Source organism: Desulfobacter curvatus DSM 3379 (genome assembly GCF_000373985.1).
GTDB lineage: Bacteria > Desulfobacterota > Desulfobacteria > Desulfobacterales > Desulfobacteraceae > Desulfobacter > Desulfobacter curvatus.
On the sequence record NZ_KB893090.1, the window covers coordinates 18,702 to 31,809 of the forward strand.

11 protein-coding genes are annotated in these 13,108 nt (G+C 49.2%); 3 read left to right on the forward strand and 8 right to left on the reverse strand.

Going from position 1 to position 13,108, the window contains the following annotated elements:
• Positions 1–44: 44 nt before the first annotated feature.
• Positions 45–1,820: a patatin-like phospholipase family protein gene (locus B147_RS0120355; RefSeq protein WP_020589051.1), complete on the forward strand. Its 1,776-nt coding sequence runs from the start codon at positions 45–47 to the stop codon at positions 1,818–1,820.
• 6 nt (positions 1,821–1,826) lie between these two features.
• Here B147_RS0120355 and B147_RS0120360 read toward each other — a convergent pair whose 3' ends face one another.
• From B147_RS0120360 to hysB, 4 genes are all read right to left on the reverse strand, one after another.
• Complete coding sequence (locus B147_RS0120360) at positions 1,827–3,815, reverse strand: HDOD domain-containing protein (RefSeq protein WP_020589052.1); 1,989 nt, start codon at positions 3,813–3,815, stop codon at positions 1,827–1,829.
• Positions 3,816–3,948: 133 nt separating this feature from the next.
• Complete coding sequence (gene hysD, locus B147_RS0120365; RefSeq protein WP_020589053.1) at positions 3,949–4,431, reverse strand: NiFeSe hydrogenase maturation protease; 483 nt, start codon at positions 4,429–4,431, stop codon at positions 3,949–3,951.
• A 193-nt stretch (positions 4,432–4,624) separates the two neighbouring features.
• Positions 4,625–6,067, reverse strand: a complete 1,443-nt coding sequence (gene hysA / locus B147_RS0120370; RefSeq protein ID WP_020589054.1) for a NiFeSe hydrogenase large subunit HysA — start codon at positions 6,065–6,067, stop codon at positions 4,625–4,627.
• 81 nt (positions 6,068–6,148) lie between these two features.
• Positions 6,149–7,105 carry a NiFeSe hydrogenase small subunit gene (gene hysB, locus B147_RS0120375; RefSeq protein WP_020589055.1) on the reverse strand — a complete coding sequence of 319 codons (957 nt, stop codon included), beginning with the start codon at positions 7,103–7,105 and terminating at the stop codon, positions 6,149–6,151.
• Between the two features lie 332 nt (positions 7,106–7,437).
• Here hysB and B147_RS0120380 point away from each other — a divergent pair, with 332 nt between their 5' ends.
• Positions 7,438–7,788, forward strand: coding sequence for a hypothetical protein (locus B147_RS0120380; RefSeq protein WP_020589056.1), 351 nt, complete (start codon positions 7,438–7,440; stop codon positions 7,786–7,788).
• Here B147_RS0120380 and B147_RS0120385 read toward each other — a convergent pair whose 3' ends face one another.
• From B147_RS0120385 to B147_RS0120400, 4 genes are all read right to left on the reverse strand, one after another.
• Entirely contained in the window at positions 7,789–8,499 is a 711-nt protein-coding gene (locus B147_RS0120385; protein WP_020589057.1) for a response regulator transcription factor, read from the reverse strand.
• Positions 8,492–10,177 carry a sensor histidine kinase gene (locus B147_RS0120390; protein WP_020589058.1) on the reverse strand — a complete coding sequence of 562 codons (1,686 nt, stop codon included), beginning with the start codon at positions 10,175–10,177 and terminating at the stop codon, positions 8,492–8,494. The genes B147_RS0120385 and B147_RS0120390 overlap by 8 nt, the downstream gene beginning before the upstream one ends.
• A 6-nt stretch (positions 10,178–10,183) precedes the next feature.
• The gene (locus B147_RS0120395) at positions 10,184–11,545 is read right to left on the reverse strand and encodes a vWA domain-containing protein (RefSeq protein ID WP_020589059.1); all 1,362 of its coding nucleotides are present in this window, start codon (positions 11,543–11,545) and stop codon (positions 10,184–10,186) included.
• Between the two features lie 238 nt (positions 11,546–11,783).
• Positions 11,784–12,218, reverse strand: coding sequence for a YbgC/FadM family acyl-CoA thioesterase (locus tag B147_RS0120400; protein WP_020589060.1), 435 nt, complete (start codon positions 12,216–12,218; stop codon positions 11,784–11,786).
• Between the two features lie 177 nt (positions 12,219–12,395).
• Between B147_RS0120400 and B147_RS0120405 the strand changes: the two genes are divergently transcribed.
• Positions 12,396–13,076 (forward strand): nitroreductase, encoded by a 681-nt coding sequence (locus B147_RS0120405; protein WP_245569071.1) that lies wholly within the window; start codon positions 12,396–12,398, stop codon positions 13,074–13,076.
• Positions 13,077–13,108: the final 32 nt, after the last annotated feature.

The window sequence follows — 13,108 nt, forward strand, 5'->3', positions numbered from 1 at the left end:
CCAGCTATTTACTGAAGACTTTCTTATAAAATTTAGAGGTGGATATGGAGAACTATAAAGATCAAGTTGTAGGCTTGCTTAAAGCCGGCGTGGAATTCCAGCAGCTTTCGGATACGATTTTAAATGAACTGGTTGGCCGTCTTCAGATTAAGGATGTGGCTGCCGGCACCCATGTTATCGTTGAAGGTGAACATGAAAGGTCAATGTTTGTCTTGGTTTCCGGCCGGTTGAGAGTCACCCGGCAGGGCAAGGACGGCAACCTCATGTTGTATAATGAGATTCTGCCCGGTGAAATCGTAGGCGAACTGGGCGTAATATTGGATCAGCCCAGAACCGCCGATATTATCGCATTAAGGAGCTCGGTGATAGGGATACTTTCACAAGAAGATTTTGAGCAGTTGCTGCAGAATTTCCCTGTGGACATTAATCGCGTTTTCTCCCAGGCCATCTATAATCATTTACGCCATTCCCGGCGGATAAAACGCCGGAAACGGGCCCAGGCTTTTATTGTTATTCCGCTTTCAAATGAGGTTGATGCCGGCATGGTGGCGTATAACCTGACCAGGGCATTTTCCGTTCAGGGGAAGGCCTTGCATGTTGCATTGGAAGGCGGTAGTGTAGAACAAAATTGTAATATTGACCTCATGGAAGCGGAAAATGAGTTTTTAATCTATCAGGCCAAGGCTTCTGATCCGGGATTGGCGTCCGCAGTTGTTGAGTACGCGGATCAGATTTTGTTTGTTGCACAATCCGGGGCTGCAAAAAAATTGTCCCGGGTGGAGGCGGAACTTGCAGCAGAACCCGGCGTTAAACTGATGAGAAAACACCTCATCGTTCTTCATCCTGAAAGAACAAGTTGTTGCGAGGATAAATTGGCGTGGCAGGGCCCAAGGGATGTAGAACGTGTATACCCTGCAAGCCTGGATGATTTACCCGATTACTGCCGGATTGCCCGTTTTCTGGTGGGTAAAGCCGTAGGGGTTGTACTGGGTGGCGGGGGGGCAAGGGGATTTGCCCATCTGGGGGCATTAAAGGCTTTTGAGGAGAAAGGCATTCCGGTTGATCTGCTTGGCGGCAACAGCATGGGAGCCTTGATTGGGGCATCCTATGTGTTTGGTATCCCCATAGAGAAGATTCACACGACTATCCGGAATTCGGCAAAGGGACTAATTCGGCCGGATTTGCCTGTGGTCTCAATTTTTTCCAGCAAGAATTTTGAAAAGGTCCTCAGGGCGGTTTTTGGCGATACACAGGTTCAATGTTTGTGGACAATCTATTTTTCAGCGGCCTGCAATCTGAGTCGCGCCGACACTGCTGTTATGGATTCCGGCCCACTTTGGCAGGCTGTTTTGGCCAGCAATTCTCCGGCGGGATTATTCCCCCCTGTTATCAGAAACGGTGAGATGATGGTTGATGGCGCCATTTTAGAAAATGTGCCGGTTCAGGCCATGCGCGGAAGGCTGGGTACGGCCCTGGAACGTCGTCGTGGAAATGGAACGATTATTGCCTTGGATGTTGATGTCAAAGAGGACCTTACTGTTGATCCAAAGATTAAATCGCTTAAAAATTGGCATGTGATCAGGTCCCGGTTCGACAAAAAGGCATCCCCGATCCCCGGTCTTAAACGCATTCTGTCCTATGCCAATCAGATGGGGGGGCTGGTACAACGTAGGCGAATCATGTCCCTGGCGGATCATTACCTTGAACTGCCGGTTTCACATTTCCCCATGACAGCCTATTCAAGAGCTGAGGAAATCATTGAAATCGGATATGAGCATACCCTTGGGAAAATCCAGGAATTACAATTGAATTACAGCTAACCGGCCTTATCCTGAGACCACCCGGTTGCGGCCGGCGTCCTTTGCTTTGTACAGGGCCTTATCCGCCTTTGACACCAGAACGTCATGATTTTTTATATCATTTTCAAATTTGCTGATGCCGATACTCACAGTCAGGCCAAGTCCTTGGAAACGATCTGAAAGCAGATGCCCCAGATGTTCGATTTCCTTTCGAATACGTTCGGCATACACAACCGCTTTGGCCGGGCTTGTATCGTTCAAGACAACGATAAACTCCTCCCCACCGTAACGGCCGACATGGTCCGTGGGACGCGACATTTTTTTTAAGGTTTTTGCGATCAGTTTAAGGACGGTGTCGCCTTCCTGGTGACCGAACATGTCGTTAAATTTTTTAAAATGATCCACATCAATCATCGCAACACAAAGGGCCATATTCTCGTTGCCGGCTTTTAAGAAGGATTTTTTTAACAGGTCATCAATGGCCATCCTGTTCAGCAGCCCGGTCATCCCGTCATGAAGAGATGCAGATTTCGCCTTTTTATAGGCTGAGGCATTTTCAAGCGCAAGCCCAAGCTCATTGGCCACGATTGCAATGGATGAAAACAGGCCCGGCTCAATTTTTTTGCCGGATTCGGCATGATCCATTCCCAGAAGTCCGATCACCTTATCATGGCTGCAAAAAGGAACAACAAGCATCTGGGAGATTGCAAATCTTTCCAGCACCTCTTTTTCGCCCGGCAGGGTGCCGTTTATGACAACCGGCTCTTTATTTCTCAGGCACTTGTGGAAACCGTTATCCGCCTTATCCATGGAGATATAATGAGCTGCCAACTGGTCTGAAAAACTGTCATGCTTCAGGCACTTCACGACCTGGAGGCGGCGCAGAGGTGGGATTGCCCTTAATATGTAAACCCGGTCAAAACCAAAATCCTGGCAAATGGCTTTCAAGGTCGCTGATAAGATTTTTTGGGGCTCCAGGCTGCAGTGAGGCGCGGTGATGCTTGCAGTTACAGAAAGCTTTTGCTCATGGACTTCTTTTTCTTTGGGGGAAAAACATCCTGAGTTGATGGCACTTAATTTTAAATTTGCCTTGAGCAGGGTGGCCCGGTATTGATCTGTAGAAGGAAATTCGAAATTATAAAATTTGGCCGTATTTTCAATTTCTTCATCCATCTTTTGGATCACAGCTTCAAAGGCTATGCGGTCAAGCTGAATATTTTTTTCAACCTCGGGCTGAAGCATTGGCGAAAGAATCAGATCCACAGGGCCCATGCCCTGGGTCCAGGCCAGATAATCAGCCAGGCAAACAATGCAAATAAACTGCATATCTTCCTTGCAAATATCCAGATGGCCAAAACGACGGTGATGGTATTGTATGGCCAGGCAAAGCTTTTCGGGAAAGCCCCAGCGATGTCCGTAATACGCCCCCAGATCATCGTGCCCGATCCCTATGATGTCCCTTTCCACTTCAACCAAGGGGGTGGTGAAGTTGAAAGCATTTTTACAAAAATCAGCATAATTCACCCGGCCGGACCGGTCCAGAATAATTCTTCCAAAATCATGGAGCAGGCCTGCCGTATAAGCATCCTCCGGGCTGGGATATCCTATCTGATCTGCAATGGCCTGACTGAGACTTGCCACGCACAGACAGTGACGCCAGAAAAAAGCCCGGTCAAATTGTTTTTTGGGGCCGGACTTGACCATTTTTTCAAAAAAAGTCACGCCAAGGCAGATTTTTTTAATCTCATCAATTCCCAGGAACAGCACAGCCTCTGAAATGGCAGAGACTCTGGATCTTAGACTGAAAAAAGAAGAGTTTACAATGCCCAGTACCTTTGCGGTGATCCCCGGGTCTGTTTCAACCAGCTTGGCTACATCCCCAATGGACGCGTTAGGGTCATTGCATATCGTTAGCATTTTAGCCATGACTTGGGCAAACCCCGGCAGTTCCTTGCCATCTTTTTTCAGAACTTTTCTGATATCAGAATCACTGGGGAGACTCAGCATGTTATCCATTGTTAGACACCATAGAAAATCAAGGAATTTGGATTCGACTTCCTGTCGAATCTCCATCCCCATATTTATTATCATTTTCCATCTGCACTGTACAGGTTAACTTTAAGATTGATTGCCCACAAGAATCGCGGTATCAGGCCGTGTCGGATGACCCGAGGATTTCGTTAATGTGTTTTCGAACAATTTTCAAATAATCGGGAAAGGCGGCTGCCAAAGGCGGTGTGAGTTCCGTTCCCCAGTCAATGGTGGCCGGTTCAATGCCCACCACCCTGAGATAGGGCCTGTGTCCACGCATTTCAGCCATACCTAAAGAGTCTAAAAGATCAATGTCGTGCAAAGAGAGCATCTGCTTCTTATTTTTTCTCAGCTGGTTTTCTTCAAGGCAAAAAATGGTGCCGGGCGTCTGATTGGCCCGGACAATATCCAGCACCAGAATATTTTCATACGCTTCAAACAGGTAAAAGATGTCCTGGGTAAAAGTGCCGCCGTCGATGAAATCCACATCCGCGTCTTTCCAGTCTTCTTTTTCCTTCCAGAATTCATTGATGGCGTGGACGCCGATGCCTTCGTCCTGCATCAGGATATTTCCCACACCGAGCACCAGTAATCTTTTCATGGTTTGATTCCCGATTGGTCTGTTTTTAGAATATGTGTAATTAGGAATTTTACAAAACAATAAGGAGGGCCGTAAACCGCCTCCCTATTGTTTTTGTTGTTTAATCAGAAAGGGATGTTTCCCATTACAGGGGAAGTTCCACTTTGATTTCCTTGCCGGTATCTGCGTCCAGCACGTGGACGGCGCAGCCCAGTCAGGGGTCGTAGGCGCGTATCAGGCGCCCGACATTCACCGGATTGTCCACATCAGGTACGGGAACGCCGATCAGGGCCTCTTCCATGGGGCCTCTTTGGCCCATGTCATCCATGGGGTTGGCGTTCCAGATGGTGGCAGAGGTGATCTGGTAATTGGATATCACGAAATCCTTGATGTCCACATAATGTAGGAGCGCGCCCCTGGGGGCTTCTGTCAAGCCAATCCCTTCAGCATTCTCGGGAATATCCGCCGGAACAAAGGTCTCTTTGCCCGGGGTGGCTTGGGCAAGCCATTGTTCAACTGCCCCGGCAACCAGGGCAGTCTCTTCAGCCCTTGCCACATGGCGGCCCAAAATTGAGAAACAGGCATCACCGATATCACGCAGTTTTTTTACGCCCAGTGCGTTTTGGCCGGTTTTGGACAGCTCCGGATTGGTGGCCCACATTCTGGCCAAAGGACCACCTTCATGGGGTTTGTCATTGTATCTGGGGGCTTTGATAAATGAGTAGGCACCGGCTTTGCCCGGTTCAGGCCGGGTCTTGCCTTTGGTGGGATTCAGACCGGTGGTGTCGTCCTCAAACCAGGAGTATTTTACATATTCCTTGATCAGGGCCGGGTCCACTTTGTAGTCTTTGCCGTCTGTGTAAACGCCTGGTTTCAACAAGGTATTGCCTTTGTTGTCCATGGGGAATACACCCCAGGAGACCAGATTTTTATGCCCCGCACCCGTTTTAAGCAGATCACCGTAAGGCCCTGCCAGGGTGTAAATTAACGGAATATATTTTTCCATGACGAATTTTTTGACTTTTTTGAACCGTTCTGCGTAGGCATTCAGGGCTTCCCTGGTGGGGATTTCCGTTGTTCCGCCCACCACAATGCCTTGGACATGTGGCATTTTGCCGCCCAGCAGCGCCACCATTTCATGGCAGATTTTACGCATTTCAAGGGCTTCAAGGTACTGGGCAACGCCAACATCATTGATCTCCTTGGGGACCCGTATGTCATTGTTTTTATATCTGGGAATGAAAGGCGCCGTGTCCGGGCCGTTCACATAGTCCAGTGCTGCCAGGTGGTAGAAATGCAGGATATGGGACTGGATAAAATTGGCGCCCAGGATCAGATTTCTGGCGATGCGTCCGTTGTCCGTAAGCGTTACGCCGAATGCATCATCCAGGGCAAGGGATGCTGCTGTGGCATGGGCGGTGGGACATACTCCGCAGATTCTCTGGGTGATCTGGACGGCATCCCTGGGGTCGCGGCCCACAAGGATTTGCTCAAATCCGCGGTACATACCACCTGACATGCGGGCATCCACAACAACGCCGTTTCTAACTTCCACCTCGGCTTTTAGATGCCCTTCGATTCTTGTGACCGGATCAATGCTTATTTTAATTTTTTTAGTGCTGCCGATCGGTGCGGTAGCTGGTTTGCTGCCTGACATAAATATTTCTCCTTAGTGTGAATCTGTTTCGGTTAGGCCCTGGGGAAAAAATAAATGCTGCATATTTCCCGCGTTCCTTGGTTATTCGGGTTCATAAAAAGGTGATGATGCATCCGGGAAACCGGGTTCAACACAACCGATACAGACGGCGTTATCCACACACCAGTTCAGGCCGCTGTTCCATTTTCTCTTAAAGCAGTCCGCGTAAGTGGAAGGACCCTTGCAGCCCAGATCCATACGGCAGCCTTTGGGGGCTGACAGGGTTTGGGCCAGTATGTCTTCGTCATACATGTCCAGTCTGGGACAGTTCTCATGGATATTTTCTCCAAAGAAGAGCATGGGGCGTCCTTCGTCATCCAATTCCGGAATGCCTTTTTCCAGCAGATGTACGACAGACAGGACAATCCAGTCCGGATGGGGCGGACAGCCCGAAATATTGACAATCGGGGTCCCAATGCCGTTATCTGCAAAAAAGTCCCTGCAGCTTGTGGCTCCGGTGACATTGCCTTCGGCTGCCGGAATACCGCCGAACGCGGCACAGGTGCCCACAGCAAGACAGGAGCCGGCCATGGGAGCCACTTCTTTGACCAGGTCAACCATGGTGTACTCTTTATGCTCGTATTCGCCCACTACACAGTACTTGCCTTCTGCTGCCGTAGGAATGGCGCCCTCCACAACAAGGGAAAATCTTCCCTTATATTCCTTGGCAACAGCAAACAGGTTTTCCAGGGCGGTTTCGCCTTCGCCGGCCATCACTGTGGGATGGTATTGCAGGCTGATAACTTTTAAAAGCACATCTGCAATGCTGGGATCAACGCTGTTGAGCAGACTGACCGAGCAGCCTGTGCATCCCTGTCCCTGAATCCAGACAACCGGATGCCGTTTAAGGCCTTTTTCAAGGGCTTTAACCAGCGCAGGATTCACCACCTGGGACACACCAATGCCGGCTGCGGCACCGGCAACGGTTTTCAAGAAGTACCGCCGGGTAACTCCTGATTTTTTTTGTTGCGTTTCAGGCAACATATGCTCGTCTTTCACGGGCACCTCCTTGATGCTGTTAAAATACTACTGGTACATAAATAAATTCCGCAGGCTTTTACGTATTCTTTACGATGTTTCCTTTACGGATTTTTATTGATGCAATATATAGATCGAGTTGTGTTTATGTCAATATTTCTATGGAAAAATTGAATGTATAAGCAAAAATTCATAGAAAAATTGAATATTTTACAATATTTTACAAGTTTTCATAAAAAATTAAATATGTTAATTATACATTTGCCGTACGGAGTAATAATTTCTTGATTTGATTAGGTAATATGGCTTAATATATATGTTAATTCTTATTTAATTTAACTATCGGGCCGATTATGGAAAAAGAAAATCATTCAGAAAACGAAGAGCTTCGCACACAAATGAGAACAGCAGCTGCCGACGGTGCCAGTGTTGAATTTACCTTCCCAGGCTCCATGCTTGCGTACCAGTTTCCCCTAAGGGACTGGAGCTACACAGGCCTAGGCATCCTGGCAAGACAGGACTCCAAGGTATTGGATCATATCCGGGAGGGCCAGATATTTTCTGTTACCCTTCGCAGAGGGGGAAACGGCCTTTCTTTAGAGATGTACCGGGTGGAAATCCGCCATATTTCAGATCCTGAGCAAGGGCGGCATCCCGGGCACAAAGTTGTTGGGTTGAGTATTTTGGAAAAGGAATCAGCGTAGCTATTCGTCTGATTCAAACCTGTATCCCACACCGTGAACGGTTGTAATGATTATTGGGGTTGCAGGTTTTTTTTCAATTTTTTTTCTTAACATTGCGATATGCTGGTCAAGGGTCCGGGTCGTTCCTCCATAATCCACACCCCAGACACGAGCTAAAATAGTGTCCCGGTCCAGCACTTCTCCGGGATGTGCGGCAAAGAATTTGAGCAGCTCAATTTCCCTTCTTGATAGATCAAAGCTTTTATTGGCACCTGTGATTTTAAATCGTTTGGGGTCAACCATGAAGCCGGCAAAGGCAAAAGGGGCTTTGCTTTTATCTTTTGCAGCGGGGCTCTTGAATCTTTTGGCCCGGCGCAGCACCGCATCAATTCTTGCCAGAAGTTCATGAATTCCAAATGGTTTGGTGATGTAGTCGTCCGCCCCAAGTCTCAGGCCCACCACCTTGTCGATCTCTTCTCCTTTGGCCGTGAGTATAATCACCGGAACCATGGCATCCTTTGTCCGGATGGCCCGGCACACATCATAACCACTTTTGCCCGGCATCATCACATCCAAAAGTACAAGATCCGGGGGGTGGCGTTCAAAGGCGTTCAGGGCCTCATTACCATCGCCCGCCTCAATGACCTGATACCCTTCACTTTCCAGGGTGTCTGTTAAACCGATCCGGATGTGGATGTCGTCCTCTGCCACAAGTATGGTTGTATTATTCATGGATGGGTGTCCTTATTATAAAGCCTGTGCCCCGGGCAAGTGTGGTGTCCATGACGATATCGCCGCCTAAATCCCGAAGCATGTGCCGGCTGATACTCAGTCCCAGGCCTGATCCCGGCTTGGATGTGGTGAGTGAATTGTCGGCCCTGAAAAATTTATCAAAGATTTTTTCCCTAAGGCCAGGGTCAATGCCCGGGCCGTCATCCTGGATTTTTATCTGCACATCATGGGATGTCCTGTCTAAAATGATTTTTAGGAACTTTCCCGATCCAGCATATTTGATGGCATTATCCATCAGGTTAAGAAATACCTGGGCCATGGCATCCCGATCCGTTTTGACGGGAAACGCCTGATCCGGAATTTGTGTGATAAGTTCAAATCCCGCCTTTTTCAACCTGATCCGGTTGGTGCGGATGCACTCGTCCAAAAATTGTCCCATATCAAATTCACTGATCCGGTATTTTTTCCTGCCCTGCTCAAGCTTTCCAAAATCCAGGATATTGTTGATCAGGCGGGTAAGCCGCTCGCTTTCTGCCACCATCACTTCAAGATAGGCCTGCTGTTTTTCAGGATTTGATACCCGCCTTGACAACAGCAGTTCGGCATACATCCGGATGCTGGTTAACGGGGTCTTCAGTTCATGTGAAACCGCCGCTACAAAGGAGGTTTTCTGACGGGCATCCCTGCTTTGTGCCAGGGTCAGCCGGGTGATCAGGACACCTGCGGATACAATGGCTGTAACCAGTATGCCCACAAGGACCAGGGCAATGACCAGGAAGTTGTCTGATTCCGACAAGGCTGAGTCATCGGTGAACACGCACACAGACCAGTGGGGCAGACGTCCGGATATATCCATTCTGGCCACTGCATCCTTTGTTTCAGGATCATGGTTAAATTGAAGGGGACCTGTGTGGTGAATGGTGCTGCCATTGCCGTCCATGACCACAAGTGCCGTGCCCTGCCGGCTGTTTTCGGGAATATCCGTCATCAGCCGGGATAAAAGGACCATCATCTCCAGTTCAATGCCGTAGATCATACCTTTCGGTTCAGGTTGTACCCATCCCAGTACATAAAGCTGGTTATCGCTGAACCAGGGGATCCAGCCGGATTTGCCCAAGGTTGCAACGGTCTGGGGGGCGGCGGTTGTGTCTTCTTCTAATATTGCGGGGACAGACTGTCTGGACAGAGCATAGAGGCTGCCGGGCCGGACTGTTTTTGCGAAAGTCGTTTTATCCTCCCTGTCAGCCGGGCGGTTAAATTCAAAGGAGATGTCACCGGTCATAAGCGGGTTAAACCGGTTGATAAACTGCCTTTCCTCTCCTGTGGCTGCCCGGGAACGCCGGGGGTACAGCAGGCCTTGGCGGGGATGGAAAATGAATACATTGCGTATCAGGGGATTGATTTTTTCCCAGGCTAACAGGCCTTCTCCAAGGGTCTGGGCGCTTACGTCCTGTGCATTTATATCCAGCAGGGACCGGGTCAGGTTGGCCTGGAGGGTGGCCATGGTCTGGTCAAGATTTTGGACCACCAGCCGGGCCTGGTCTTCAAGTGCCGTAATTCCAGCCCTTCGTATCCGTTCCTGTTCAAAAGAGAGCTGGCGAAAAGCAAACCCTGCCAGCACCATGGCTGGTACTAAAAGCAGGGTCCAGAATATAATGATTGAGCGCCGGCTGGTCATAATGGCCTATTTTTGAATTTGTTGATTCTTCATCTGGTACGATTTGGTCCGAAGCGCTTTTCTGCTTTTTTTGCTCATACCTTGGGTTTCCAGCACATCTGCCTGGGCTTCGGCTTCCCGGGCCTCTTCAAGTGCCTCTTTATCATTGTATTTGCCGGCATAGCCTTTCAATGCCGCTGCAGATTGTCTTAATTCCCGGGCCGCCTCTTTGGTTTTACCCTGGTCAGACAGTTCAATGGCTTTTTCCTGGGCCAGGGCATTGAGGTTGAGCTGGTAATCCTTGACCACCTGGGGGTTGGTGGATGCCGCTACCTTGGCCTTGTTCCGGCTGAAGCTGGCTGTGGCCTTTGCCTGGGCTTTTAAATTTTTCATGGAGAAAGGATCCTGATAGGAGACATCGGCTTTGGCAATTTGAACAGAACTTCCGTCTTTTTGGCCTTTCATGTGCACTTCCACCAGGGCGAATTTTTCCTGCCCCCCGTACAATTGATTCATGGACAGTTCAATGCGGTTTCCCCGGATCCGGCCTTCCCTGCCGATGATCTCCACAGGTTCGATGCCCGCAGGCAAGGTGATGGTTACAACCACCTGTTTGGCCACTACATTGAGCACGTTTCCCAGTTCCGCTGCAAAGATCCGGGGCAGATCCCTTCCGGATTCGGCAAAATAGGTATTGCCGTCGCTTTTCTGGGCCAGTTGTGCCATGAGGTCTTCATTGTAGTCCGTGCCCACGCCCACGGTGGTCACCGAGATGTTTTCCTTGAACAGTCCTGCCCCAAGACGCCCTAAATCGGAAGGGTTGCTCGGGCCGACATTGGCCAGACCGTCGGACAGAAGCACCACCCGATGAACATAATCGTCTTCAACGTTTTTTCTGATTTCCGCGGCGCCCTGGCTTACCCCGCCGAAAAGGGCGGTGTTGCCGCCGGCTTCAATGCCTTTGATGGCGTGGATGATAGAACCGGTTTCCCTAACTTTTTGGGCCAGAACCAGGGTGGTGACCTCCGTGTCGTAGGTGACAAGAGAAAATACGTCATCCTTGCCAAGCCGGGACAGCGCCTCCACGGCTGCAGCCTTGGCCATTTGAATTTTTGTGCCGCCCATGGAGCCGGAACGGTCCATTACCAGGGCAATATTCACCCGGGGGCGGGCGGTGTTTTCAGGTACCGTCGGGGCATCCAGGGTGATTTTTAAAATGACGTTTTGGGGATCATCTGCCGGCAGTATGGATCTGTCCGTTTCCACCCGGCAGGTGACACGGTCCCGGGCTGCCGTGGCCGGGGATACGCCTAAGGCCTGGGTGACCATTAAAATGGAAAAAATAAAATGCGCGGCAACTTTTGTTGTTTTGGTAATCCTGGTGCTCATGCCTTTCTCCTTTTTATGAAGTATTGGGTTTTCTCTCTAAGGTGCAAGTATGTCTGAAAAGCTTTTACTTACACGCAAAGGATAACCCATTGAAAAAAGTCATGTGTCAAACCGGGGTAAAATGGTTGTAAAAAAGTTGTAAAATTGGTGTTTGAACGAAAAGTCACCCACCGGCGCCTTGCATCTGGGCAAGTTTTCGTCCAAACACGGGTTTCCGTTCAAGCACAAATCAGGGAGTTTAATCCAAAAAATCAAATTCCGGAATGGGCAAAAGCTTTTTGCCCGGCCCCAGGCACACCAGTTCCAGGGTGCAGGTGACTGCCGGCTTGTTCTGCTCCGGGCGCCAGGCGCTGTGAAAAAACACCACCCGGTATGGCCCCTGTTTTTCCCAGGTGGTACGAATGTCCAGAAGATCTCCGAACTGAGCTCCGTCGTGGTATCCGATCTCCGCTTTGTACACGGCAAAGCCGATGCTTTTATCGTGCCACAGCTGCACCAGGGTCTCAACACCGAATATATCTTCCCGGGCCCGTTCAAAATATTTCAGATAATTGGCGTGATAAACAACCCCTGAGTGGTCCGTATCTTCATAATATACCCTGGCCTTAAGGTGATGAACGGCCGGGTCCTCACCCGCTGCATGCATATTGATGATTTGTTTTGTATTATTCATAATAGTAAAAGTTTATACATTGGATTTCCTCCGGGATAAAGGGTTGTTTTGGGGCAAGCTTAACCCCGGAGTAGGTGAAAATAAAAAGTATTGAATATTTATTACGGTTGACAGTACACTGCCTGGCATCAATTTAGCGGGTTTAATAGATGCAATTAATAGTTAGCCAAGGAAGATATGATGGAATTACAAGCTGCCATTAAGGAAAGGAAAAGTATTCGCGGGTTTTTAGACAAGCCGGTCCCCAAAGAGGTTTTAAATGAAATTCTGGAAATTTCCGTCAGGGCGCCGTCTACGAAAAATGCACAACCGTGGCACTTTTATGTGGTTGCCGATGAACCTTTGGAACAGCTTAAGAAGGCAAATGTGAACCGGCTCATCAGTCCTGAAGCCCCTCCCGGGGAAATGGCGCATATCCTGATTGAACCGGAAAAAGGAACGGTTTACCGTGACCGCCAGGTGGACATTGGCATACGGCTGTTTAAACTCATGGAAATCGGCAGGGAAGATAAAGATAAGCGGCTTGAGTGGGTGAAACGCGGATTCCGGTATTTTGATGCGCCTGCGGCGATCATCCTTGTCGGCGATAAATCACTTCCCGTTGAAGGTGCCTACCTGGATGCCGGATTAGTTATTCAAAATATCTGCCTGGCTGCAGTTGATTTCGGGCTTGGCACCTGTATCGAAAACCAGGGCATCACCTATTCCGACGTACTTAGAGACATTGTTCAAATTCCCGATGATAAACGCCTGCTTGCTGCCATTGCCATTGGATACCCGGACGATGATTTCCCTGCAAATAAGGTCATCAGTCATAGAGAGAAAGTGGAAGATGTTGTTACCTGGTGCGGGATATAAGGTTCAGGAAAAATATTTTTTTATAAGACGGT

Coding starts and splice junctions, on each gene's coding strand:
- B147_RS0120405 (WP_245569071.1), top strand. CDS start 12,396: ATGATGGAATTACAAGCTGCCATTAAGGAAAGGAAAAGTATTCGCGGG.
- B147_RS0120400 (WP_020589060.1), bottom strand. CDS start 12,218: ATGAATAATACAAAACAAATCATCAATATGCATGCAGCGGGTGAGGAC.
- B147_RS0120390 (WP_020589058.1), bottom strand. CDS start 10,177: ATGACCAGCCGGCGCTCAATCATTATATTCTGGACCCTGCTTTTAGTA.
- B147_RS0120355 (WP_020589051.1), top strand. CDS start 45: ATGGAGAACTATAAAGATCAAGTTGTAGGCTTGCTTAAAGCCGGCGTG.
- hysD (WP_020589053.1), bottom strand. CDS start 4,431: ATGAAAAGATTACTGGTGCTCGGTGTGGGAAATATCCTGATGCAGGAC.
- B147_RS0120360 (WP_020589052.1), bottom strand. CDS start 3,815: ATGGATAACATGCTGAGTCTCCCCAGTGATTCTGATATCAGAAAAGTT.
- hysA (WP_020589054.1), bottom strand. CDS start 6,067: ATGTCAGGCAGCAAACCAGCTACCGCACCGATCGGCAGCACTAAAAAA.
- B147_RS0120395 (WP_020589059.1), bottom strand. CDS start 11,545: ATGAGCACCAGGATTACCAAAACAACAAAAGTTGCCGCGCATTTTATT.
- B147_RS0120385 (WP_020589057.1), bottom strand. CDS start 8,499: ATGAATAATACAACCATACTTGTGGCAGAGGACGACATCCACATCCGG.
- B147_RS0120380 (WP_020589056.1), top strand. CDS start 7,438: ATGGAAAAAGAAAATCATTCAGAAAACGAAGAGCTTCGCACACAAATG.